This is a genomic window from Stomatobaculum sp. F0698 (assembly GCF_030644385.1).
Classification (GTDB): Bacteria; Bacillota; Clostridia; order Lachnospirales; family Lachnospiraceae; genus Moryella.
The window spans coordinates 1537714-1562905 of record NZ_CP130060.1 but is presented as its reverse complement, the minus strand read 5'-3'; the positions used below and the strand labels follow the sequence as shown (position 1 = coordinate 1562905).

General features: G+C 51.6%; 24 protein-coding genes. All 24 read left to right on the top strand.

Annotated features, from left to right (window positions below; all coding sequences use genetic code 11):
* The first annotated feature begins 6 nt into the window (after positions 1 to 6).
* The 24 genes from QU660_RS07070 to QU660_RS06955 all read left to right on the top strand — a co-directional run bounded on the left by QU660_RS07070 (position 7) and on the right by QU660_RS06955 (position 25136).
* Positions 7 to 849 carry a DUF6630 family protein gene (locus tag QU660_RS07070; protein WP_304945827.1) on the top strand — a complete coding sequence of 281 codons (843 nt, stop codon included), beginning with the start codon at positions 7 to 9 and terminating at the stop codon, positions 847 to 849.
* The gene (locus tag QU660_RS07065) at positions 842 to 2020 is read left to right on the top strand and encodes an SseB family protein (RefSeq protein ID WP_304945826.1); all 1179 of its coding nucleotides are present in this window, start codon (positions 842 to 844) and stop codon (positions 2018 to 2020) included. The genes QU660_RS07070 and QU660_RS07065 overlap by 8 nt, the downstream gene beginning before the upstream one ends.
* A gap of 223 nt (positions 2021 to 2243) precedes the next feature.
* Positions 2244 to 2456, top strand: a complete 213-nt coding sequence (locus tag QU660_RS07060; protein ID WP_330693188.1) for a PepSY domain-containing protein — start codon at positions 2244 to 2246, stop codon at positions 2454 to 2456.
* Between the two features lie 303 nt (positions 2457 to 2759).
* A complete protein-coding gene (locus tag QU660_RS07055) occupies positions 2760 to 4046 on the top strand; it encodes a hypothetical protein (RefSeq protein ID WP_304945825.1) in 1287 nt (428 codons plus the stop codon).
* Positions 4047 to 4274: 228 nt separating this feature from the next.
* Entirely contained in the window at positions 4275 to 5900 is a 1626-nt protein-coding gene (locus QU660_RS07050) for a carbon-nitrogen hydrolase family protein (protein WP_304945824.1), read from the top strand.
* Positions 5901 to 6029: 129 nt separating this feature from the next.
* Positions 6030 to 6626 carry a histidine phosphatase family protein gene (locus tag QU660_RS07045; RefSeq protein ID WP_330693255.1) on the top strand — a complete coding sequence of 199 codons (597 nt, stop codon included), beginning with the start codon at positions 6030 to 6032 and terminating at the stop codon, positions 6624 to 6626.
* Positions 6623 to 7429, top strand: a complete 807-nt coding sequence (locus QU660_RS07040) for an aminoglycoside adenylyltransferase domain-containing protein (protein ID WP_304945823.1) — start codon at positions 6623 to 6625, stop codon at positions 7427 to 7429. The genes QU660_RS07045 and QU660_RS07040 overlap by 4 nt, the downstream gene beginning before the upstream one ends.
* An 11-nt stretch (positions 7430 to 7440) precedes the next feature.
* On the top strand, positions 7441 to 8766 hold the full coding sequence (locus tag QU660_RS07035) for a serpin family protein (RefSeq protein ID WP_304945822.1): 1326 nt from the start codon (positions 7441 to 7443) through the stop codon (positions 8764 to 8766).
* A 247-nt stretch (positions 8767 to 9013) separates the two neighbouring features.
* Positions 9014 to 9391: a GntR family transcriptional regulator gene (locus tag QU660_RS07030; protein WP_009533351.1), complete on the top strand. Its 378-nt coding sequence runs from the start codon at positions 9014 to 9016 to the stop codon at positions 9389 to 9391.
* 1 nt (position 9392) lies between these two features.
* Positions 9393 to 10259 carry an ABC transporter ATP-binding protein gene (locus QU660_RS07025; RefSeq protein WP_304945821.1) on the top strand — a complete coding sequence of 289 codons (867 nt, stop codon included), beginning with the start codon at positions 9393 to 9395 and terminating at the stop codon, positions 10257 to 10259.
* Complete coding sequence (locus QU660_RS07020) at positions 10256 to 10909, top strand: ABC-2 transporter permease (protein ID WP_304945820.1); 654 nt, start codon at positions 10256 to 10258, stop codon at positions 10907 to 10909. Before QU660_RS07025 ends, QU660_RS07020 begins: the two co-directional genes overlap by 4 nt.
* A gap of 32 nt (positions 10910 to 10941) precedes the next feature.
* A complete protein-coding gene (locus QU660_RS07015) occupies positions 10942 to 11796 on the top strand; it encodes a hypothetical protein (RefSeq protein WP_304945819.1) in 855 nt (284 codons plus the stop codon).
* 3 nt (positions 11797 to 11799) lie between these two features.
* The gene (locus tag QU660_RS07010; protein WP_304945818.1) at positions 11800 to 12183 is read left to right on the top strand and encodes a VOC family protein; all 384 of its coding nucleotides are present in this window, start codon (positions 11800 to 11802) and stop codon (positions 12181 to 12183) included.
* 573 nt (positions 12184 to 12756) lie between these two features.
* On the top strand, positions 12757 to 14166 hold the full coding sequence (locus QU660_RS07005; protein ID WP_304945817.1) for a YfcC family protein: 1410 nt from the start codon (positions 12757 to 12759) through the stop codon (positions 14164 to 14166).
* A gap of 113 nt (positions 14167 to 14279) precedes the next feature.
* Positions 14280 to 15455, top strand: a complete 1176-nt coding sequence (locus QU660_RS07000; RefSeq protein WP_304945816.1) for a M20 metallopeptidase family protein — start codon at positions 14280 to 14282, stop codon at positions 15453 to 15455.
* 282 nt (positions 15456 to 15737) lie between these two features.
* A complete protein-coding gene (locus tag QU660_RS06995; RefSeq protein ID WP_304945815.1) occupies positions 15738 to 16658 on the top strand; it encodes a HEAT repeat domain-containing protein in 921 nt (306 codons plus the stop codon).
* A gap of 169 nt (positions 16659 to 16827) precedes the next feature.
* Entirely contained in the window at positions 16828 to 17481 is a 654-nt protein-coding gene (locus QU660_RS06990; protein ID WP_304945814.1) for a hypothetical protein, read from the top strand.
* Positions 17482 to 17511: 30 nt separating this feature from the next.
* Positions 17512 to 19071 (top strand): ATP-binding cassette domain-containing protein, encoded by a 1560-nt coding sequence (locus QU660_RS06985; protein WP_304945813.1) that lies wholly within the window; start codon positions 17512 to 17514, stop codon positions 19069 to 19071.
* A gap of 286 nt (positions 19072 to 19357) precedes the next feature.
* A complete protein-coding gene (locus QU660_RS06980; protein ID WP_304945812.1) occupies positions 19358 to 20710 on the top strand; it encodes a right-handed parallel beta-helix repeat-containing protein in 1353 nt (450 codons plus the stop codon).
* A gap of 320 nt (positions 20711 to 21030) precedes the next feature.
* The gene (locus QU660_RS06975) at positions 21031 to 22176 is read left to right on the top strand and encodes an antiporter (protein ID WP_304945811.1); all 1146 of its coding nucleotides are present in this window, start codon (positions 21031 to 21033) and stop codon (positions 22174 to 22176) included.
* An 80-nt stretch (positions 22177 to 22256) separates the two neighbouring features.
* Complete coding sequence (locus QU660_RS06970) at positions 22257 to 23402, top strand: antiporter (RefSeq protein ID WP_304945810.1); 1146 nt, start codon at positions 22257 to 22259, stop codon at positions 23400 to 23402.
* Positions 23403 to 23619: 217 nt separating this feature from the next.
* Positions 23620 to 24150, top strand: coding sequence for a 3'-5' exonuclease (locus tag QU660_RS06965; protein WP_304945809.1), 531 nt, complete (start codon positions 23620 to 23622; stop codon positions 24148 to 24150).
* 216 nt (positions 24151 to 24366) lie between these two features.
* Entirely contained in the window at positions 24367 to 24756 is a 390-nt protein-coding gene (locus QU660_RS06960) for a DUF2500 domain-containing protein (protein WP_304945808.1), read from the top strand.
* Positions 24753 to 25136 (top strand): hypothetical protein, encoded by a 384-nt coding sequence (locus tag QU660_RS06955; RefSeq protein WP_304945807.1) that lies wholly within the window; start codon positions 24753 to 24755, stop codon positions 25134 to 25136. Before QU660_RS06960 ends, QU660_RS06955 begins: the two co-directional genes overlap by 4 nt.
* Positions 25137 to 25192 lie beyond the last annotated feature (56 nt).

Below are 25192 nucleotides of genomic sequence, written 5' to 3'. Positions count from 1 at the left end.
GAAAAGATGAGGGACAGGAGTTTTAACAGCTGGATGCAGCGGGTTCTCTTTCAAAACTACGAAGACTGGCATATGAAGGAGCCGAACTATAACCGGAACGGCTTTCATATAATCGGAATCGATAACACGCTGAAAGCGATGCAGGACGGATACATTCCGTACATGGAACTGACCCCGCCGCAGGCAATTCAGGGTTGCACGCGGATGAAGGTGACTGTCAACAAGAAAAAGGACTGTGTCGACTTACATCTGGATGTGGATGGCAGATTCTATATGATTCCGGAACTCGCTTATCCGGAGGCGGTGCAGATTCTGCGGAACTTTGTGAGAAGCTTAAAGCTTCCGGAAGCAAGCAGATATATCGAGGTGCAGCGTGTGGACGGCAAGGCGATTCAGGCGGATTTTCGAGAACTCGCGCTGCTTTTGCTCGGTGACAGCGAGCGAACCAAGCGCTTTTTAAAAAAGCATAAGCCCGACAGCCTCGAAGCTGCGGAAGATGCGCGGAATGCGCTCTACGAGGAGATGTTGGAGCAAAGAAGAGCGGTCGAACTTGAGTGGAAGTGTGATAAGGAAAGCTTCATCATGTTGGTCGGAAAGCTCTGCAAAGGGTATCAGTTGGTAATCCGAGAAGACGGTTTGCACGATGCGCCCGGCGACATAGAAGGCTGGTGCCGGGAACTGAGTGCACAGTGGAGCGATTACTGCCTCGCGGAGCTCGATATGTTCAGCGAGACGCATGGCGTATTTCTGATTAAAAAGGAACACTGTGATGAGGCGGTACGGCTGGCGGAGAAACTGTTACTGACCGTCAGGATATACGGAAACGGGGAGGAAGCACGAAATGTTTGATTCACTGAAGAATTTCTTTGGCGGCAAAAAGCAGCCGGACGGATCGGAAGCGCAGCAGCCGGAATCGCAGCCGGAAAATGCACTGAAAAAAGCGCCTTTGCGCTTTACGTTGATGGCGGAGCGAGTTTTGCCGGACGCCGGGGAAGGCTTTTACGCCGAGGGTGAGCTCTTCGGCGAGGCCGCGGTCGGTGAGCGGGTCACGGTATTACACCGCGACGGCAACATCTCCCACCCGGTCTTAGAGGAGATGCAGGGGAGCGGTGCAAACACGAAGCTATTCTTTTCGGGAAAAGAGGGCTTGTCCCTCGATTGGACCTATGCCCTGATTACGAACATTCCCTATCAGATTGAGGTCGATGTGAACCGGCCGATTGAAAATCCCTATCTTCTTGGGCTCACGCGGGTCGTGTTTCGCTTTCAGCAGGAGTGGGACTTTCTGAATCTCTTTTTCCGGGAGCTGGTACGGAGCCACTACCTGCTCGGGGTGCTCACGGACGGAAGCCTGCCCGAGGGGAGCGGCACGGTGACGCTGAAAAAGGGCATGCAGTTCGGAATCGCCCGCGTCACTCTGGATGAGGGGGAGAAAGCCCTGCCGGTCTATACGGATTGGGACGCCATACGACGGATGGAAGCGCAGGGCGCAAACGGCTGGAAGCGGGAGACCATCGTGCTCCACTTTCCGCAGATTATCGGGATGCTCCGGGAAAACGAGGGCTTTGTGATCAACCCCTACGGACCGCAACTATTCTACGTTTCGCCCGACATCATCCGCAGCATCAAAAATTCCCCCGGTTATCAGAGTGAGTTCGGGGAGGCCAAGATGCAGAGCAAAACCATCGAGCGGGATAGCAAGATGATGCTCGGCTACCCGGCGGAAAACGAAGAGATAACTGCCCTTAAAAGCGCGCTGATTGCCTACGCAAAGTCGCGGCGGGAAATTGCCATGCTGGATCTGCTCCTAAAGAGCGACGGGGACGGAACCCAGTCCTATCTCATCATCCTGGATGTGCCGGAGGAGAACTGCCGCGCGTATTTCCGGGAGATTTACGATGCCTGCCGCCATCTTCTGCGCCGCGTCTGCTATGTGGATTTTGTGACGCTCAGACGGGCGGGCTTCGCGGACGGCGTGCGGACAGAGCCGCCGCTCTATGTCCGAGAGAAGGAAGGCTGAGATAGAAAGCAAACAGGATTTACAAGCTGCTTGTCGCTTCGGATCGAAAGAGACATGATAATAGAGCTCAAAGCGGTTCGGGGAAAAGCGTAAAAAGCAAGTCTTTTCTAAGGCTTGCTTTTTTGTTGTGCGGAAGAATGAACCTTCTCATTTCTCTGCTTTAATGCGATACTAATATTTCCAAAGTATAATCGATGAGATTAAGACAAAGGAGGCAGAAGCCGTGAGAATCCTGATTGCGGAAGATGAACGCAGCCTGAACGAGATCATTGCGAAAAAGCTCACATCGGACGGGTACAGTGTGGACTGCTGCTATGAAGACGATGACGGCAGAGGCGTGTACGAGATTGAGTTCTATGTGGGCAACACCGAGTATGACTACGAGATCGATGCACACTCCGGCGCGATGCGGGAGGCAAGTGCGGAGAATGATTGAGGATGAGATGATATGGAAGGCCACCCGAGAACAGGGGGGCCTTTTTCGCTTAATTAGGGCTTGAAAGAAATGACTGAGAATTAAATGGTTAGTTATATTCAAATATTTGGCGAAAATAATTGACAATATATGTCAAAGTGCTATGATTGAATAGTGCTATTAATAAAAGTTTAATAACAGAGATGACATTTTGCTGTGCATTGCAGACAAAGACTTATTTTAGCTATGAAGTTTTCATAGGGATTTGTAGATGGGATTATTTTAGGCAAAGGAAGCCTGTATGAAACAAAAAGGAGGATAATTATGGGAGACACGAAACAGGGCAAAAAGCACAGTCCATTTTTGATTGTCTGCTTGCTATTGCTCGCTCTAGTGGCAGTGTTCTTTTGGAGAAAAGATAAGACGTCCGACAAGCAGACAGATAGGGAAAGTGTTGCGAGTAAAACTTCGGAGACTGAATCGGTCGTGCATGAGACACATGAGGGAGTACAAACTGGGAGTAAAGAGGTTAAAGGCGAAGCTCCGAAGACTCAGAAGTTCAAGACATGGGGACCTGAACGTATTATGTACTCATGGGGTGAACATGCTGAAACAGCGACAATAAACTCCATGACGAATAATCCGGCCACTGGAGATGAGCGAAATTTTGTCAGAATCAGAAAGGCCGATAGCGAAGATAAATTTGGTGATAATGTGGTTGCTGAGGTTGGGGCAGAATATGAAGTACAGGTATTCGTTGATAATAACGCAGACTCCAGCTTAGATAGCGGTTCTGGTGAAACTTATGCACAGAATATTCGCCTCATCATGCAGAGAATACCGGAGAATATAAATAAAGGGGAGAATGTCCAGATTAAAGGGACAATAACCACAACAAATGCCACGCCTGAGGAAGTATGGGATACAGCTTATATACAGGCAAATGAGCCTATATCATTGCGCTATATTCGGAACTCTTGCAGATTACGCACGGGAGGAGAGCTGAACGGTAAGCTAATCAGTGATGAGGCCTTATTTGGAGTGGGGGGGTATTATAAGGGAACAAAGCTTGGGTATGACCGATGGGGACTGTTACCGGGCGGTGGAAAATATGGTTGTAGTATTACATTTAGATTGAAGGTTGATAAGACAGGATTTGATATGGATTGTACCGTTTCAAAGGAAGGGGCAAATGACTATCACAATAGCATAGATGCTGTTCCGGGAGAGGTTCTGGATATGAAGATACATTTTAAAAATACCGGAACGACACTTCTAAAAGATGTGGTGACCTATGATAATTTAGGTGACGGATTGACTTTTGTACCTGGGACAACAAGGATTTATAATGACACAAATCCGGACGGTACAATTGAAAAAGACAATTTGTTTAGCAATGGATTTAATATCGGAGATTATAAAGGAGGTATGGAAGCGCTTATTTGCTACAAGGTGAGAGTCGTAGATGATCAAGATTTATTTCCTTGTGGGGAGACGGTTGTAGTACAAAATGACTCCGCTATAGGAATAAGAGTTGCTAGTATACGCGATAAGATTCAAATCAGAGTACATCGGGATTGCGAATCGGATACGATGGAGCCGTCTCGCTAAATAATGAAGAAGATTCATAGAGGTTTGAAGGAGCAGGTACATGCACCTTGAGGAGGCGTTATGTACCTGCTTTTTGATGCAAGAAGGTATGCTTGTGGAAGCACATCTAGATCTTTGCTTTGTAGCTATATTCACCCGATTTGGCACAATCTCGCAAAAGTTCTACGCTCATCCATATAGAGTCTATTTGCGCTCACATTCAAAATCGCCAAGGGGAGGTATCGACGTATGAAACAAACCAAGGACTGGAAACTTGTTACGAGGGAACACGTTATCCGCGCCATAAAGCGCTTTGTAGAAGAAAGGCCCGAGTATCCGGCGGCGCGTTCTACCTATCTTATCTACGGAGGAAAGAAATACCCGGCAAAACACATACGCGGAATGGCCTATCGAGAGGCTTTCGGAATTGAGATTGGCAAGGATGAGTATTCGGGCGGTATGGAAACGGTGCGTTTTTTCGAGAGGCTTGGATTTGAAACCCTGCACATCGAAAAGCCGAGGTTACAAGAAACTCCGGATGAAGCAAAAGAAGAGGGCAAGCGTTCCGATAAGAAAGTCAAACTAAGAGTCTGCATGTATCTCCAGACAGAAGATGAGCAGGAAGAGGAGCCGTTTGAGAAGGCGATGCGTATCGTGAAAGCCAACAAGGTTGATATTCTGGTATTTCCCGAATTTTGCTATGTGCCGTTTTTAGCGGATGTGTGCTTCCCCAATATCCTGTCGGAGAGAGATTACCATTCCTTTGTCGAGAAGGCAGAGCGACTCAGCAGGGAGCTTGGTTGCGCGCTGATTGTAAATTCTGAAGATATCAAGGGGCATATATACAGCATCTATGTCAATGCTGGGGCAAAGAAGAATGAAACCAAGCATGCCCTTTACATAAAGCACACCATGACGGGTTGCTCCGCGTTCGAGGCGGAGAATTATCCGGAAGTCATTGAAAGTTTGTTCCGTCCCATTGCGTTCAAGGGCTATAAAATCGGCATGTCGATTTGTTATGACTGCAATCATTCCCTGTTCGGCAGAATTTACGGTCTTCAGGGCGTGGATTTGATTTTGAATTCCACCGGGGGCGATGTTGTTTATTCGAAGTGGTATCGCTATAACAAGGCCAGGGCGATAGAGAATCACTGTTTCAATCTGGTCACGATGGGTGGATATAGCGAACACAACTATGTCTACGGTTTTAATCGCCTCGGCGGAGTGATGGAGCCGGTATGTTTGAATCGGCAGGCGGATGATGCAGAGATTCCCGCAGGGCTCTTTTTGTTTGACCTCGAGAAAGACGATGCCCATATGACTGCGGAAGAAGTTCAACTTGCGACCGAGAACAAGTACCAAGCGTTCAAAGCTCCGGCAACAAGCGTACATCGGCTGCTGCAATCGGCAAAGAAGCTGTCCCAAGGTCTGTATGTCCGAGCCCATGAGGACTGTAATCTTGTCATAGCTATCTTGGAAGGGGATGATATTTTAAAGGCCGAAAAAGTTTTGCCTTTGCTATATTCCGATGTGTTGAAGCCGATTCCGAACAAGAGATACATTTTGGTCAGTCATTATGAGCATTTGGATGAGGATAAGTTTCGCAATCAGCTTTCCACAGTTCTAAAGGTGAGGGCGATGGAAAATTTCTGCGCGGTGATTCTCTATTCGGACATAAAAAATGTTTGCTACCAGACAGGAAAGGCAAAAAATCCGCAGAAGCTGAAAGCTGTCCGCGGGATGTATGGAATTGACCTCGGCAGAACAAGCGGGCCGGAAGCAATCTGGAGAAATAAGGAAGGCTGCAAAGCCGCTTGGCGAGAGAACTTTGAGCGACTCATCGCATATGGCAATCAAAGTTTAAGCAAATCGTAACGGAAACTTACTTTGCTTCGAAGCCAAAAGAGAGACAATTTACTTGTAGCAGTTTCAAAGAAAACAGAACTTTGTACTTAAGCGTAGGCGCTTTGGGATTCGGTTTCACGGCGCAGAGCGCGGTACCTTATTTGCTTCCGCGGGAGTGTCCGGAAGCCGAGGAGGAGCAATATAAAAGTCATTCTCATCAGGCATTGCAAAGTAAAATATGATTGGCGCAGCTTTTACAGCTCGGCGGAATTTGATCGGGCGTGCAGAGAGTACGACAGAGCGCCGATTGAAGCCGCAAAGCCGTCAGCCATTCAAGAGGCAGTGGGCGCTGTTTACATCAGTCGCTTAGAGCGAAGCAAAAGCACTGCGCTTTGCCTCTATCACAAAGCGGAAGCAAAAGAAACGGGGCTCTTGGATGAGGTTCCGCTAAGATCCGGTTTTGATACGAAATTACGGCTGCCGCTCTGGTTTTGGAATCTGACGGGGAGAATCCAGTGGTTTTTGAATCATCCGAGGCAAGACGAATCCAGACGTCTCACAGAGCGCCGCGCGAGAAAACTGGTCGGAAAAGTATGCGCCGCGGGCGAGGACTGCATCCTTGTAACGCACGGATTTTATATGCATACCCTGGTGAAAGAATTTCAAAAATTCGGGTTTCAAACAAAGCAGCAAAGAGCGCATTATCAAAACGGGCAAGGGATCACACTGTGGCTACCGAAAGAGAGACAAATATGAGCAGTCATATTCCGGAACAGGACGAACAACTCACCAGGTTTTTGGGGAGGTTTCAAAATAAACTCAGATGCATTCTGGGCGCTAAGCTCATCGGCATCTATATCCACGGTTCGGTGGCGCAGAATGCCTTTCGCTGGGAGCGCTCCGATGTGGATGCGCTCGCGGTGGTTTCGGAGCGGCTCAGCGCGACCGAGCGCCTTCGCTTTGTTGAGGAGATGCGAGCGCTCAGTGAGGAAGGGCCGGCGAAGGGAATTGAAGTGTCCGTGCTCACGGAGAAGGAGCTTATCGAGGGGGAGCATCCCTATGTCACGGAATGCCATTATTCGCCCTTTTGGGATGAATATGTCCGCGAGGCAGGTTGGGAGAATTGGGATGATGAATCGCGCAGGGATGAGGATATCACAAGCCATATCTTTAACCTAAGGCAGAGGGGCATAGTGCTCGAAGGGCCGGAGATTACGGCGCTCTTTCCCGACATCTCCCGCGAGACTTTTACGGAGAGCATCGCCTACGATGAGCACGATGCGCCCGTGGATATGGTGGATTCCGTCATGAACCTCTGCCGCTATCATTGTTTTTTGCGGAGCGGGGAGCTTCTTTCCAAGGAAGAGGGCTTACAGCGAATGCTGCCCGAACTTCCGGCCTATGAAGCGTTTCTTCGGAGGATACTGCGGGAATTTTACGCGGGTACCGTGTACTTAGACGAAGCGCTGGCAGAAACGGCGGAGTGCTTCAAGGAAGAGATGCTTACCAAACGAGCGAAAGAACGGATTGCACCGAAGCGAAAACCACCGGCAGAATAAGGAGGTAAGCCATGAAACATTTCCGAAAAAAAAGTCTTGCAATGCTGACGGCGCTGACCCTTTCCGCGTCCGCGCTTTCGGCCTGTGCGCCGACGGCTGCGTTGAAGGCGGTGGAGGCGAATTACCCTGTTCCGGCGGCGGAGGAGAAGAATGCGCAGACGTTTGCGGAAAGCCAGGAGTATCAGGACTGGCTCAAGTTCTATCAAAAGAAGATTGCTCTGTCTGAACCGTATCAGACAGAACTCCGCGGCTATTATCAGAGCTTGCTGCCGAAGCTTTTGAATGAGTCGGATGATAACACCGTCTGCTCCCCGCTCAATATTTATATTGCCATCGGAATGCTCGCAGAGGTCTCCGACGGAGAGACCAGACAGCAGATTCTGAATGCGCTTGAGGCGTCGGACATTGAAGTTCTGCGGAGTCGCATTACGGCGCTTTGGGAGAGCAACTATGTTGACACGCCGCTCATCAAGAGCTTACTCGCGGATTCGCTCTGGCTCAACAATTCCGTGAGCTACAGCGAGGAAACTCTGGAGAGGCTCGCGAAAATCTACTATGCGTCTTCGTTTCGCGGAAAGCCTGGTTCGACGGAAATGGATGAGGCTCTCCGCAAGTGGACAGATCAAAACACCGGCGGACTTTTGACGGAGTACACCAAGAACTTAAAGCTCGAGCCGGATACGGTTTTGGCTCTGGTATCGACCATCTACTATAAGGCAGCGTGGGTTGACGAATTTTATGCCGCGGGCAACACAAAGGAGACCTTCCACGGGACCAAGGGCGATGCGACGGTTGATATGATGCATCAAACCGACACAATGGGCGTCATGGAAGCGGAGAAATTTACCGCAGTGCGCCTGCCTCTTAAGGACAGCGGCGACATGTATTTTTATCTGCCGAAGGAGGGCGTTGCGGTCAATGAACTCACGGAAGATGCGGCAGTCTTTGATGCTTTGCCGCCGACGGACACAGCGCAATGGACTTCGTACCGTGTGAATCTGACTTTGCCGAAATTCAAGGTTTCTAAGGAGACAGATCTCATGAAGACGCTTGCTGCCATGGGAATTACAGATGCGATGGATAGCGGCAAGGCGGACTTTAAACCGCTCACGGATGCAAGCAACAATTTCTTCCTGAATCGCGCAACACACGCGGCCATGGTAGAGGTGGATGAGCAGGGCGTGACCGGAGCGGCCTATACCATGCTGGCCATGGCGGGAGCGGCGATGCAGATGGACGAGCCTCTGGACATTACCTTCGACCGCTCCTTCCTCTTCCTCGTGACCGCGGAGGATGGCTCCCTGCTGTTCTCGGGCGTGGTACGGAATATCGAATAAGATAGGTTCTTGTAGTGTGCCTTTGACGAGGCTTCGGCTTCGGAGCCGCTTGCATTTAAAAGAGATAGCGCAATCCGACTTCTTCATGGAGTCGGATTGTGCTATCTTTATGCCTGCATCTTCCGCTGCGCTTAGGAAACGGTCCAAGACGCAAATAAGAAGAGAAAAATTCTGTTGAAAATACTCGGTATGTTGATATAATGTACATATACAATAAGTACACTTTGACAAAGGAGGGTGATGCGGTTTGGACATTGTGATCAGCAACAATACCGGAAAACCAATCTATGAGCAGATCACAACACAGGTAAAAGCCATGATCATAAGCGGGGAACTGAAGGCGGGGGATGCGATTCCCTCCATGCGTGCGCTGGCAAAATCAATCCATGTCAGTGTCATTACTGTCCAGAGAGCGTATGAGGAGCTGCAAAGAGATGGCTTTATAGAAACCACGGTTGGCAGAGGCAGTTTTGTTTCCGCACAAAACAAAGAATTCTATCAGGAAGAACAGCAGCGCATCGCCGAAGAACATTTGCAAATCGCCGCGGAAATAGGCCGAACGAACCGAATTTCGCTTGAAAAATTGAAGGAGCTATTGGCGCTGTTCTATCTGGAGGACGAATAATATGGAAAATATATTAGAGTTGCGGCAGGTCTCCAAGTCATTTCCGGGATCGAGTTTTCGTTTGGAGGACATCAGCTTTTCGCTGCCGTACGGAGCTGTGTTGGGCTTTGTCGGAGAAAACGGGGCCGGAAAGACAAGCACAATCGGCTGTATTCTAAATACGATTGCGCAATACGACGGCAGCATCAAATTATTCGGAAAAGAGATGCGGGATTCCGATACGGATATCAGAGAACGGATAGGTGTCGTCTATGACGGGGATAATTTTCCGAGTTATTTGAGTGCAAATCAAGTGTCGGAAATTATGGCGGGCATTTACAGAAATTGGGACAAGACGCTGTTTTGTCATTACCTTGAGAAGTTCAAATTGGCTCCGACTCAGAAAATCAAACAGTATTCCAGAGGAATGACGATGAAACTGGCAATTGCGGCTGCCTTATCGCATCATCCGCAGCTGCTTGTTTTAGACGAGGCGACAAGCGGACTGGATCCCATCATGCGGGATGAGATGTTGGATGTGTTTCTGGATTTTGTGCAGGATGAGCGGCACTCTATTTTGCTGTCATCTCACATCACGAGTGATTTGGAAAAGATAGCCGATTACATTACCTTTATCCACAACGGGAGGCTGATTTTCTCCGCGCTGAAAGATGAGCTGCGTTATAATTATGCTGTGATGCGCTGCAGTGAGAATCAATTTCAGGCCTTGAACCAAGAGGATATGATGGCTTATCTGAAACGGGATTATCAGGTCGATGTACTGCTTTCCGACGGCAAAGCCGCACAAAGAAAGTACAAGGATGCTGTGATTGACCATGTGTCCATTGAGGAAATCATGCTGCTGCTGATCAAGGGAGAAAGGATATGAAGGGACTGTTGAAAAACAATTGTTTTGCAACCTTGGACAATGCGAAGGCTATTACAGGGCTCATGATTTTGCTCTGTGTGTCGAGTATTGTTATGAAAAATCAAAGTCTGATTATTTCGTTTACCCTGATTTGCATGGTCGGTTTTTCGCTCATCTCGCTTGTCGGAAGCCTGAAAGAAAGGGGCTTTAAATGGGATAAGTATAAGCTGTCAATGCCGGTAAGGAGAACCGAGATTGTGAGAAGCTACTTTCTGAGCCTGCTAATCTGGCTCGCGTTCGGAATGTTGCTTGCCGGAATCGGGATTGGTTTATCGCTGGTGTTTCGAGGTTTTCTATTTGACAAGCACACAGATGTGTTTAATCTGTATGTGGGAGGGGTCGGCGTCAGTTTGTTTATGGGGGCAATCTTTTTTCCGCTGTATTGCTCACCGGGAGGAGAGGAAAGAGGCGAAGCTCTGTTGGTTATCAGCCTGCTTTTGGGCTTTGGCATCATGGTTGCAATCAGCAGTTTCATCAATGTACGCATCCCGACCCCGATGACAGCGCGGGGAACGATTGCGGTCGGCTTTATGATACTGTCAGCCGCGGTGTGTGCATTTGTCTGTTCGTATGTACTGACGATCCGTATCTACCGGCGGCGAGACTGCTAGACAATTTCAGGAAACAGAAGGGAGATTTCACCATGGGGTTTGACATTACCTACCATGCGATTCGCAGGGATGAGATGGAGCGCTGCTTCTTTGCGCCGATGAAGGCGTTAAAGGAAGGAGACAGTAGCGTAGCAGAGCGCTTTGCGGAGGCGTATCAGGCGGAACACGAGTCTTTTTACGGGGAGAAGTACTTAGACATTATGAAGACCGTTGCGGCCTGGGATATCCGGAGGGCCAGTGAGAAGGGCATACTCTACGGAATGGCGGTGGTCAGCGGTTTCTTCACCGAATATCAGTATGTCCGCGGCTCGGCTTACTCGTTCCTCATTGAGGAACATCCGGAGATGAAGCGCTACTGCAGTCCGTGGAAGAGCTTCGTGCCTGAGTGGATTCCGGAACCCGACCATGACATCTTAAGTGAAAATTACGCGGCCGGCATCTACATGGCTCCGGAACAGGTGAAGTCCTTGCTTCGGGATTACGAGGGCGATGCAAGCGTGCGGAACTGCCTTGAGACCTTTTTCGGTGACAACTTAGCGGTATTTTTGACTTCGCTCCGTCAGGCAAGTGAGTTAGAGAGCGGTCTCATGGAAGCGGCCGAGGTCATGGAGGTAAATCCCTTTGATCTCAACCAGTCGACTTGCTACTCGGACATTCGTCTCTGTGACCCGCAGGGCGCCTTCATCTATCAAAAAGTCGCTATTGAGCAAGTTAAAGCCGCGAGCGGGATGGAGGCGGAAGAAATCATAGAAAAAGTGAAGTACGAAAAGCGCCATTACGATACCCCGGCGGAAGAAACACAGGCGGCAGAGGAAGCGGCGCGAGAGCCCGAGAAAGCTACAGAGAAAAAGCCCGGTTTCTTTGCAAGACTTTTCGGGAAAAAGTGACGCATGAGAATCGAACATGTGGCGCTCTATGTCTCTGACCTGGAGCGCGCGCGGACGTTCTTCGTCCGCTATTTCGGCGGAAGCGCGAATGCGCTGTATCACAATGAGAAGACCGGCTTTCGCTCCTATTTTATAACATTTGCGGACGGTGCTCGTTTAGAGCTCATGACAAAGCCTGATTTGGTATTACAGGAAAAGGCTTTGAATCATGCGGGCTATGCGCACCTGGCCTTTTCGCTCGGCAGCAAAGAAAAGGTGGATGCCCTGACAGAACAACTAAGAGCGGCGGGCTATGAAGTCATCAGCGGGCCGCGCACCACGGGGGACGGATATTACGAGTCCTGCATTCTGGATTTTGAGGGGAATCAGATTGAACTGACGGTGTAGCAAGAAATCGCAAAAGCAAAACACAAAGAAAGCAAATACAAAAAGCGAGCCTGAAAAGAAACCAAAAAAGAAACCTAAAAAGAAACCAAGAAGGAATTCAAAAAGCAAACACAAAGAAAAAGAGCGGAAGCCGTGCCCGAGGGCGCAAACGGCGGCCGCTCTTTTTTTGGCAGAAGGGCTCGTAGGCGCTTGGTTTTCAGGAAGGTCTCCGCAAAGGGGAGATAGAAAAGAAGCGGGTTGTTGATAAGTTGCAACTTAACAAAGAAATAGAGTGGATATTAGCAATAAGTGCACAACAGAAGCATTGGGGGTTACGAGTAAACTTGATAAAAGAAACAAATATTTGCGCCGAATGATTGATTCAATTGAATGGATTGTATATGATAAAGGAAAGCAAAGTTGCAAAGAGAAACATTATTGTAAGAGAAACTTGCGCCGAGGCTGCCTTTGGATAGAGCGCCGGGCGCACGGAAGGGAGGCGGCGGAGACAAGAGCGGAAGGAGCGGTTTTTCGGAATTTAATTAATAGGAAGCAGACGGAAACGGAAAGCGAAACGTTGTGCGGAGGTGCAACATGGGAGAACAGATAAACAAAACAAAGAAACGCGGCTCGATTAATGCTTTTGTCATTGTGTTTCTCGTCATTGTGGGATGCTATATTCTTTCGCTCTTCATCAGCCCGGGCGCCTTTGAGCGCGAGCAGCTGAACGGGCGCACGGTGGTCATTGCAAATTCCTATCACGTCACAGATAAGATTTATCTGGGTCCGCAGGCAATTTTCCAGGCGGTGCCGAACGGCCTGGTCTCCTCGGCGGGGATGATGTTCCTTGTCATGCTGGTCGCGGGATGCATTGAAGTCTACAAGAGAACCGGCGCACTCAATAAGGGCGTTGCGCGCATCCTCGCGAAGTCGGAGCGCGTGGGACATGAGAAGATACTTGTGCTCATCATGATTATCTTCGGCGCGCTGGGCGGCTTCCTCGGCTGGAACGAACAGATTGTGCCCTTCATACCGATTGTGCTCTCGCTCTGCCTGGCGCTTGGCTATGATCTGATGACAGGCATTGCCTGCTCGGCGATGATCGATATGATCAGCTTTTCGTTCTCGCCGACCAGCGTGTACACCGTCGGTATCTCGGATGAAATCGCGGAGCTCCCGATGTTCTCGGGCTTCCTGTTCCGCTTTATTCTGCTCTGCATCGCGGACTTTATCATCATCCTCTATGTGCTTCGCTATGCGCGCGGTGTGCGGAGCGGAAAGATTCAGTCGCTCACCGCGGATTTGGACAGTGACAAGTTCCGGGTCGACTACTCGCAGGAGATGCGGGAGCCGCTGACCGGAGGGCAGAGTCTTTCCCTGCTTTTCTTTGTCGTGGTTTTCATCACGGCAATCGCGGGTGTTGCGAAATTCGGTTGGTCGATGAATGACCTCTCGGCCTGCTTCCTCTTCACGGCGATTGCGGCGGGCTTCATTAACCGCATGGCACCGAACGATATCGTGAATGCAATTTGCGCTGGTGCGAAGGACGGCCTGGTGCCGGCTTTGGTCATAGGCCTTGCGCGCGGCATTCAGTGGATACTCACGGCGTCCGGCATCATCGACCCGATTATCTATAGCATTTCGAGACCTTTAAAGAGTCTGCCGGGGCCGGTCGCTGCGATTGCGGTCATGTTCGTAATTGCGATTTTTAACGGTCTCATCACCTCGGGTTCCGCGAAAGCCATGGCACTCATGCCCATACTGATTCCGCTCGCGGACCTCATCGGTATGACGCGGCAGACGATGATACTCGCCTTCCAGTTCGGCGACGGTCTTACGAACTCGCTCTGGTTTACGAGCGGAACCCTGCTCATCTTCCTAACGATTGCGGGTATTCCCTTAAAGAAATGGTGGAAGTTTGTCACGCCCTTGATTACGATGTTATTTGTGGTCTGTATGATAGCCTTGATTGTCGCGACCAAGATTCACTACGGGCCGTTCTGAGCAGGGATAAAGCTTAAAGATACGTGATACGCGGAGAAAGCATGATGAGCGCGGGGAAGCCGGAAGGGCGTTTGTCCCCGCGCGATAAGAGAAACGTCAGGGGGTAAGCTATTATGATTGATATTTCGGCAGAGGGAACTGCGCTTCGAGAGGAACTGGTGGAACTGCGCCGCTATTTCCATGCGCACCCGGAGCAGTCCTGGCAGGAGTTCAATACGCAAAAGAAGATTTGCGAGTATTTGGATGCGCTCGGCATTCCCTATGTGAAGGTCTGTAAGACCGGTGTGATTGCGACCGTGGCGGGGAAGCACTCCGCGGGAAAGGTGCTCGGCATACGCGCGGATATCGATGCGCTGCCGGTTACGGAGCTTTCGAAGGTCGCTTGGAAGTCCGAGAACGAGGGCTGTATGCACGCCTGCGGGCATGACACGCATATTACCATGTTGCTCGGCACGGCCAAGCTCTTAAAGAAGATGGAGGATGAGCTCACGATTACGGTGAAGCTCTTATTCCAGCCCGCGGAGGAGTTCATTGCGGACAGCGGTGCGGGGCTTATGAAGGATGAACCGGAAGTCCTTGCCTGCGACCGCCTGATTGCCATGCATATCTGGAGTAAGATTCCTGCGGGCTATGCCTCGCTCCGCTACGGCCCTGTCATGTCGGCGGCGGATACCTTCGACTTTTACGTGAAGGGCAAGGGCGGGCACGGTGCCCTGCCGCACCAGACGGTGGATCCGATTGTGGCGGGCGCGGAACTGGTTATGTCCCTGCAGCGCCTGGTAGCCAGGGAACTGAATCCGCTGGAACCCGCGGTGATCAGCGTGACCTCGTTTGTCTCGGGTACTACCTCGAACGTGATACCGGGAGAAGCGCACCTCATGGGAACCGCGAGAACCTTTAACCCGGAGATACGGGACCGCTATCCCGAGATGTTGCGCCGCGTCGCGGACGGTGTTGCCATGGCGACCCGAACCGAGATTCAGCTCGATTATCACCCGGGACCGCCGCCGACCATCAACGACGATGCCTGCGTGGACACGGGGCGGAGAGCAGCCGAGAGGGTTTTCGGAAAAGATCATCTTCTCGACTGGGAGCAGCAGATGGGCGGCGAGGACTTTGCCAAGTACGAGGCGCCGAAATGCCTTCTGTTCCTCGGCGGCGGTTTTTCGGAAGAGGCGCGGCGCTACCCGCAGCACAGCCCTTACTTCGATATCGATGAGAGTGCCTTGGAACTCGGTGTCCGCTACTTCTTAGAGTATGTGCGGGAGTACGCCAACGAGCAAGAATAAAGAGATATCCTTAGCTTGCGGTAGCCGGAAACAGCAGTTGGGGGATAAAAACAAGAAAGCATAGTGATACGAAGAAATGAGCAGCTTGTGGAATACAGCGCCAAGCAAGCGAAGCAGAAAACAGAGTCAGGTAAGAAAAGTTGAAAACAGTGTCAGCAACAGAAGTGGAAATAGAATTGAGGAGCAACAGCAAAATCAGCGCTTACCGGATGTAAAGCTTGCCTGCACCGAAACGGTGCAGGCTTTTGATGATTTGCTTCGGAGTATCGAAGGAGAGAGGCATTGCGGAAATCATATCGTGAACTGACAGAGGAAATCAAAACGGACGGGGAAAGGCTTAAACTCATTGCAGCGCTCGGGAGCAGCGATGACCTCGCTTATCACTATGCGCTGATCTGCGAGGACTGGGCGGCGGGCGGAAAACTCCTGCTCGAGAACAGCTTTGACCGGCACGGGGAAGCGGGAATCATCTTTCTACTTGAGCAGCTCAGAGCGTTTGGGACGGCTTCAAAAACGGGCACAAGTTCAGAGGAAAATGCAGCTGTCGGTTCGGGTGCAGGTAGGGAGATAAGTACCGACACGCTTGGTGCAAAAAAACTGCAGCGAGACGCGGGAAAGATCCGGCAGCGAAACGGTGAACAGGACTGTCGGCGAAACAGTGAACAGGACGGTCAACAGGACTGTCAGCAAGACCACGAGCAGGACTGTAGACAGGGGGGAGAGGCAGATACCGCTTACCTCGCCGCCAAAATTCTCTCGCAGTTAAGACACAGAGACTTTTATGCCGCGCGCGCCAAAGAGCTGGCAGCACTTCTGACCGCAAGATGGGAAATTTCGGATATCGCGCTTCGAAGAAAGCAAATCATTGCCCTCGGTTGGATCGGCTCTGAGTCGGAAATCAATCTTCTGATTGACTCTATGCAGAGCGATTCGGATGCACTCTGCCGCGCCTGGGCGGCAGCCGCGCTCATGCAGCTCTCCTTCCACGCTGTCGATGCAGCGTTTTTGCGGGAGAGAACGAAGACTGCCTTTGCGGCGGCAATACAGAAGGAGGGCGACTTGAATGCTGCCGGCATCATGATAGAGGCGGTACAGACACTCTTCGGAAAGAAGTGGATATCTGCCGCGGCAGCGGAAGCGGCAGAGTCCGAGTCGATTGAAAAGGCGAGAAAATCGGCTCTTCGTTTTCTCGGCAAAGCCTGAATTCCTTGTCGCCTTTGATTGCGCTGTCTATTTGCTTTGTCTATAATGAATTCAACTCAAACTGCCGTATACCGGGCACTCAAATGCTCTTTTGCCGCACATTGCATCGGTTTAAGGGGCGGCGGAAGGGACGGCAGAGCAATGGTTTTCGGAATAGGAGACGGAATTCATGACAAATCAGACAAAACAAGCAAGGGAGTTAAGAGATCGCGGAAGGAGCAAGCCGGGAGCAGCCATTCTGATCGGGCATGTTCTGCTCTTGCTCTTTGAACTGGCGGTGGTCGTACACGGCTTTGCGGACGAGGGGTTAGCGACACTCCGCTTTTACACGACGGATTCCAATCTGCTCTGTGGCATCGCTTCGGCGCTCTATCTTTGGACCCATTTCCGGGGCGGAAATGTGAAAGGGAGCGAGGCAGGGCTGCTTACGCTGCTCCGCTTTGTTGCGACAAGCTGCCTGCTTGTGACTTTCACGGTGGTATTACTGGTACTCGGCCCGGAGAACGGTTTTGCACATGAGTTTCTCGATGGCACGAGACTATTCAGTCACCTTCTCTGCCCGTTTTTATCGCTGCTTTTATTTCTCTTCGGCGATGAACGCGCATCCTTTGCTTACATTTCCCGCGCACTCTTTACGACCCTCCTTTATGCCGTGCCCATGATACTCTTAAACGCGGCGGGACTGGTCTCGGGACCCTACAGCTTCTTAAAAATTCGGGAGCAGAGCGCACAGGCGACCATATTTTGGATTGTCGTGATCCTCGGTGGAAACGCAGTGCTTGCCTGGGGCGCGGTGCTCTTACAGCGGCGCATTCGTCACTGAAGCTGTTTCTGCTGAGAAAGGAGGCTGTCCATGCTCCAAATCAAGAATCTCAACATAGAACATCGGCGCGATTTGCGCGTCATTCTGGAGAACTTTAACCTGGTTCTGAATACCGGTGATAAGGCGGTTATCATCGGCGAGGAGGGAAACGGGAAGTCTACCCTGCTCAAGTGGATTTTTGACCCCGCCCTTGTTGCGGCCTATGCGGAGTGCGGCGGTGAACGTATCTTGGGGACAGAGCGGCTTTCGTATTTGCCGCAGGAGCTGCCGGATGAGCGGAAAGGCCTCTCGGTCTATGAATTCTTTTCGGCGACGGATGCGTTTTTTAACTGCAGTCCGAAGGAACTCTCAGAGCTCGCCGCGCGCTTTCGCCTGTCGCCGGAGTTTTTTTACGGAGAGCAGCGCATGGACACACTCTCCGGCGGCGAGAAGGTGAAGGCACAGCTGCTCCGTATCTTTTTGGAGCGGCCTACGGTACTTTTGCTCGACGAGCCCTCGAATGACTTAGATCTTGCCACGCTCGAATTACTGGAAAGCCTGATCAATGAGTGGGAAGGCATTGTCCTCTTCACCTCGCACGATGAAACCTTGATTGAGCGGACGGCAACTGTGGTGATTCACTTAGAACAACTGAAGCGGAAAAGTGAGAGCCGCTATGCGGTGGTGCGTGATAGCTATCTTCGCTACCGGCAGCAGCGCGCGGAACTTTTTGTGCGAAAGACCCAACAGGCGGAGAACGAGCGCAAGGAGAAAAGGCTCCGGGATGAAAAATACGCGCGGCTCTACAACTCGGTGGAGCGAGCGCTTTCAAGTGTTTCCCGTCAGGCACCGGGCGAGGGAAAGAACTTAAAAGACAAGATGCATGTTGTGAAGGCCATGGGAAAGCGCTTTGAAAAAGAAGACGCGGAGATGACCGAAATGCCGGAGCAGGAGGAGGCAATTTTCTTTCGGCTCGGCGGTGAGGCGGCAGTGATGCCACAGGGCAAAACAGTGATTGACTATGCCCTCGCGGAACTGAAAACGCCGGACGGTGAACGTCTGTTGGCAAAGGATATATCCCTCAAACTGCGTGGTCCCGAAAAGCTCTGCATCATAGGTGAGAACGGCGCGGGAAAGACGAGCTTGCTTCGCAGAATTGCGGCGGATTTGCTCGCGCGAGCAGATCTCCGCGCGCAGTATATGCCGCAGAACTATGAGGATTTGTTGGACTTGGAACGAACCTCGGTCGACTTCTTGGACAGCAGCGGCGATAAGGCAGTGCGCACCAAAATTCGCACCTATCTCGGAGCGCTTAAATTCACAGCGGAGGAGATGGATCATCCCATGCGGGAACTCTCCGGCGGACAAAAGGCCAAGGTCTTGCTCCTCAAAATGAGCCTCTCGGATGCGAATGTTCTGATACTCGATGAGCCGACACGCAACTTTTCGCCGCTCTCGGGCCCTGTGATTCGAAGCCTGTTGGCCGCGTTCCCGGGGGCTGTTATCAGCATCTCCCACGACAGAAAGTATATCGATGAGGTCTGTACGCGCGTGCTGCGTTTGACGGAAACAGGATTGGTACCTGCGCCGGAATTCGGCAAACAGAGTTGAGACCGTGTTTATGTTACCGAGACAGGTTTGGTGTTCTCCCGGAAGAAAACGCGTTGTAAGCGGGTTTCCGAGGGGCACGAAGCCTGTTTTTTGATTGCGGAAAAGCAGTTTGATAAAGTCAAGAAGCATGCTATGATGATTGTAATTAATTACAAAATATACGAGAACCAATTTAAAATATGAAACAAAAGCAGCGAAATGAGACGAAAGTGACTAAACACGAATCGGGAAATCGGCCGGTGCAAGGCAAAAAGGAGGAACTAAGATGAAACGCGGGAGCATAAAAATGAGGAAGCGAAGCGGACTCGGGCTTATTTTGCTACTGCTCAGTCTTCTCTCGGTCGGCTGCGGCGGAAAGGGTGGGCAGGAGACAGCCGGAGAGAATCAGGGAAAGCAGTCAAGCGGCAAGGCGGAAGGGTACACGGGAGAGGAGTTGGAAGCTCTCTGCGGCGAGTGGAGCTCGGTCTACAGTCTCTTTACTTCCTATGAGGAAGACGGCAAAAAAACGGATCAGTTTTCCATGGCGAGCGATGATTCTTCGATGGATAAGAAAGATCTTGTCCTCTACACGGAAAACGGAGCGCTTTACGCAGATTATCGAGATTCCGTGACGACTTACTATCATCTTCCGATGGAGCGGTCGAAGGAAAAGCTCTACGAGGGCTATGAGGGCTATGACTGGTGTCTGGTCGCAAAACCGGGGCGCTGGGGGGAAATTCCCCCGCGCTTTGGGCTGAATGATAAGGGAGAATTACTCCGCTTTAACGCGGGCGAGGAAGATGGGGATAGATGGGAGTATCGAGATCTCTTCGTAAAGAACGACAGCGAAAACAGCAAGAATGCGGAGGAGTATCGCTACTTGCGGGTTGTCACGGTTTCGACTGCCGAGGAACTGGCGGCGGCGATCGGTAGCCGAACAAAAATAATTTTGAAGCCGGGCGCTTACGATATCACGGCGCTCATGGCAGCGGGAACTACGGGCAAGGTCCAGGAGTCCTATGACACCGTAATCGATGTCCCGGGCTTTTATCTGGAAGGCATCGAGAATCTCTGCATTGAGGCAGAGTCAGGGGAGTTGACAGAACTCTATATCACCGACTCCGCTCGCCCGGTGTTGCCGATTTACAATTCCGGCCATATCAAATTCAGCGGAATCACCTTCGGTCACCGGATTGAGCCGGGACATTGCAGCGGAAGCGTAATTTACCTGAGCGGCGCAAGCAACATCGATATTGAGGGCTGTAAGCTCTACGGTTGCGGAAGTTACGGCGTCTATGCCGACGGCGCCAGTGACATTCATTTCAAGGGCTCTGAAATTTACGACTGCACCTACGGCATCATGTGCTTGCGAAATGTATACTATCTGGATGCCGCGGACTGTGATTTTTACGACAACAGCGGCTATGAAATGCTGGAATTCTATCAGAGTTCGGGCCTTAATTTCCGGGATTGTCGCTTCCGCAACAACGGCAGCAAGGATCATGCCTTCATGAGACTTGCAGAGTGCTGGGAGGTGAAAATCGACAATTGCAAGTTCGACGGCAATGTGTATGCGAAATTTGCGGACAACGATACGGAGGATGATGAAAGCGAGCGCTCCCTCATCATTGAGAACACTGTTTTTCATGATGGGAACTGAGGATATAGATGCGTTCAGCGTTGAGAAGCGAATTTGATGAAAGTACGGAACGCAGTTTTTGAGCAAAGAAACAGTGCAACAGGATTAAAAAGCGGCGGAAGCACAACGAAGCGTGCTCCGCCGCTTTTTTGCTGCAAGCATGTTCCCGCATTTGCACAGAAAAGCCTACAAAAATACTAGGGATTAAAAAGCGAAACTGGCGGCAATTCACAAAAATGCAAAAGCGGCCTCTAACTTGGCGCGGAACGGTTGACGCTGAGAAAACGCTCGCATATACTGATAACAGTTCTTAATATTAAATTAAATTTTCGGAGGGGTCTATGGACTTCATTCAATCCTTAAGCAGCAATGCGGTATTCATGATTTTCCTCACTTTGGTGCTCGGCTATGCGCTGGGACGTATCAGTTTTGCGGGTATTGAGTTCGGTACTTCGGGGGTTTTGATTGTCGCGCTGATTTTCGGTGCCCTCGGCATGGAAGTGCCGTCTGTCATCGGAACGGCGGGACTGGGCCTCTTTCTGGCCTGCGTGGGGCTCTCTGCGGGACCTACCTTCTTCTCGAATTTAAAGGCAAATTTCTGGGGTTACATCGCGACGACGGCAGCGGTTTTGGTGGGCGCAAGCCTTACGGTTACCCTGGCGGTGAAGGCCTTCGGTCTGCCGCTTGACCTGGCGCTCGGTGTGATGGCGGGCGCAATGACCTCGACCGCAAGCCTTGCGACCACCAAGGAAGTCTTCGGCGATCAGTCAGCAGCCGGTGTGGGCTACGGTCTTGCCTATGTGTTCGGCATCATTTCGGTTTTACTCTTTGTGCAGCTGCTTCCGAAGCTCTTAAAGGTGGATATCGCGGCGGAAAATGATAAGCTCCCCAAGCTTCCCGCAGCAAAGGCGGAGAAGGAGAAAGCGCTCACGGAGATTGACGGTCCGGGCGTGTTTGTTGTCTGTCTTGCGATTATGCTCGGTGCTCTCATCGGCAGCTTTAAGCTTCCGCTCGGCGGCGGGGCGACCTTCTCGCTCGGAACGGGCGGCGGCGCTATCATCGCGGGCATTGCGGTATCTTCGATCGGTCACATCGGCAAGATTAAGCTGACGGCACCGAAGTCCACGCTCGTGCCTCTCCGCGACCTCGGCATTGCCTGGTTCCTTCTCCAGAACGGTGCCTCGGCGGGTCCTAAGTTTGTTTCCACGCTTCAGCAGTACGGTGTCATGCTTCTTCTGATCGGCGCGCTGATTAGCTGCGTGTCCCTGCTCTTTGCCTACGCGGTGGCGCGCTTTGTGTTCCGGATTCCGCTCTTCGGTGCGCTCGGCGCAACGACCGGTGCCATGACGGCGGCACCCTCGCTGAATGCGCTGATCGGTGTCAGCAAGGATGACAGAGTGGCTTCCTTCTATGCGGCCTGCCAGCCGATTGCAACCGTGGGACTGGTGGTCCTGCCGAACTTCCTTGTTGCGATTTTGGGTGCTTAAGATAAGAATTGACGCAAGAATGTCCTTGCCCCTATAATGAGTCAACACAGTTGTTTTTCATTCGCGAAAAGGAGGAGGACATGAGTTTCATTCAGGGTTTAAGCAGCAATACGGTATTCATGATTTTCTTGACCTTGGTGCTCGGGTACGCTTTCGGGCGGATCAATTTTGCCGGTGTTAAATTCGGCACATCGGGCGTACTGATTGTCGCGTTGATTTTCGGCGCGCTCGGCATGGAAGTGCCCGCCATCATAGGAACGGCCGGTCTCGCGTTATTCCTGGCCTGTGTGGGGCTCTCGGCCGGTCCTTCGTTCATCACAAATCTCAAGGCAAACTTTTGGGGCTTTCTTGCGACCACCGGTGCGATTCTGGTTGCGGCGAGCGGCACCGTGGCGCTGGCAGTCAAGGTATTCAAGCTGCCCATGGACCTTGCGCTCGGCGTGATGGCGGGAGCCATGACCTGTACGGCAAGTCTCGCGACCACCAAAGAACTCTTCGGCGATCAGTCCGCGGCCGGTGTGGGCTACGGTCTCGCCTATGTCTTCGGCATTATTTCGGTGGTCATGTTTGTTCAGCTGGTGCCGAAATTTTTAAAGGCGGATATCGAGGCGGAAAATGCAAAGCTTCCGGATCCGCCGGTTTCAAAGAGCGAGAGCGATACCTCTCTTCTCACGGTCGACGGACCGGGTGTATTTGTTGTTTGCGTTGCGATTGCCCTCGGCGCGCTGATCGGTGCGGTCGAGCTGCCGCTCGGCGGCGGCTCGAGCTTTTCGCTCGGAACGGGCGGCGGTGCTATCATTGCGGGCATCGTGGTATCGGCCATAGGGCACTGCGGAAAAATCAAACTTACGGCGCCGAAGTCCACGCTGGTGCCGCTCCGCGATCTCGGCATTGCTTGGTTCCTGCTGCAAAACGGAGCCGGTGCGGGTCCTAGGTTTGTCTCAACGCTACAGAAGTATGGTATTATGCTCTTCCTCGTGGGAGCACTGATGAGCTGCGTTTCGATTCTGCTCGCCTACATTGTGGCGCGCTATCTCTGCAAGATGCCGCTCTTCGGTGCACTCGGCGCTACGACCGGTGCCATGACTTCCGCGCCCTCTCTGAACGCGTTGATTACCGTGACCGGAAACGACAAGGCAGCTTCTTTCTATGCGGCTTGCCAGCCGATTGCGACCGTGGGTCTTGTGATACTGCCGAAGCTTCTGGTGGCAATGTTGGGTTCGTAACAGAATAGGAATCGGAGAGCCGTGCGAATGCACGGCTCTTTTTGCGTAACAGATAAGTGGCAGAGAGATGCCGGAGCGTTGGAAGAAGGCAATTGCGCGGAGCCACAAGGAGAAAAGAGAGGAGATACAGAGAAAACAGAGGGACAGAGAAAGCAGAGGCAAGGCGCGTAAAATCAGTTATAATAAAGGTATCGAAATTCGATGGAAAGAGGTTATTATGGCACGATTTATTGCCTTTGATGTGGAGACCCCGAACCGTTTCAGCGACCGCATGAGTGCCATCGGCATTTCCGTGATTGAAAACGGCGCCGTGGCGGATTCCTACTATAGTCTGGTCAACCCGGAAACACATTTCGACTATTTCAATGTGCAGCTCACCGGCATCAGCGAGGCGAGCGTGCGGCACGCGCCGACCTTCCCCAAGGTATGGGAGGAGATTGCGCCGCTCATGGAGAGCGGGATTCTGGTCGCGCACAACGCCGTGTTTGACATGGGCGTACTCAGGAAATGCCTGAATGCTTACGGAATCGCGTGGAAGCCCAAGGTTCCCTATCTCTGCACGGTGCAGATGGGAAAGAGCCTGTTACCCGGCATGAGCCACAAGTTAAATGTGCTCTGCGAATACTACGGAATCGAACTGGATCACCACAAGGCGGACAGCGACAGCCGTGCCTGCGCGGAGATTTTGCTCCGCTATCTGGAGAGCGGTGCGGATCTCCGCCCCTTTATCCGTAGCTGTACCCTGTAGTTTCGAGAGAGTTGAAAAGCAATGCATACAGGCAGGTAGATGCAAGATGAAAGTCGGAACCGAGCGAAGCCTATCTTTCGCAAATGCCGGAATCAGCTAATATGAAAGAAGAGACAGAGGGAAGAAAGCGCAGGCACAAAGCGATAAGCGGATCGTGAGACACAGTGAACAGGACAGCACAACAGAGTCGCGTTGACAGCGGCAGAGGAGAAAAGTATGGACGACTTCTATGTGTTTGGCGGGATATTCGGTGCGGTATTTACTCTGATTTTTATTGTGGCCTTTGTTTTGATCATTGCGAGACTGGTGCAGGGCATAGGAACCTGGCATAAGAACAATCAGTCGCCGAAACAAACGGTTTCCGCAGTGCTCGTGGGAAAACGAACCGCGGTCTGGGGACACAGCGGCACCAACACGGTCGGGAGTACGAATACCGCGTATTTCCTCACCTTTCAGACGGAGGGCGGTGAGCGCACGGAGTTCAATGTGGACGGCAGAGTCTACGGTATGTCGGCCGAGGGTGACCGCGGACAGTTAAGCTTTCAGGGAACGCGCTTTCTAGGCTTTGTGCGTCAACAGGATAAGTATTCCGGAGGTGCGACATGATTGCGAGATACCGCCCTACCATTAAGCCACCCTTCAGTCTGCACGACAGGACCGTACAGGAAATTGCGGATGCGGGGACTTCCGTGTGCCTCTTTTTTGAAGAGGGAAGTCTCACGATTGAGGATGTAGACCCGGACTTTGTGGCGGTTCTGTTGTTGCGCCCCGGGAGGGAGCGCGGATCTTTTGAAGGAAAGCGGATGTCGCTCAAGCATTTTTTGGAAGGCTATGCCGAATACAGCTTTGAGCTGGTTGACGAGCTCTACGGAGACCACACGCTCACTTACAGCGGCTACCTGACTTTACCGGACGATGAGAGCCTGATCGAGATGTCCCTGGAAGTCTACTATAGCGGCGAGCTGGTCTACGATACGGAGAGCTGAAACGGAAAGCCATGCGAAATGCATGCGCAAAGAAGAGTCTGCACCTCGTTGCAATC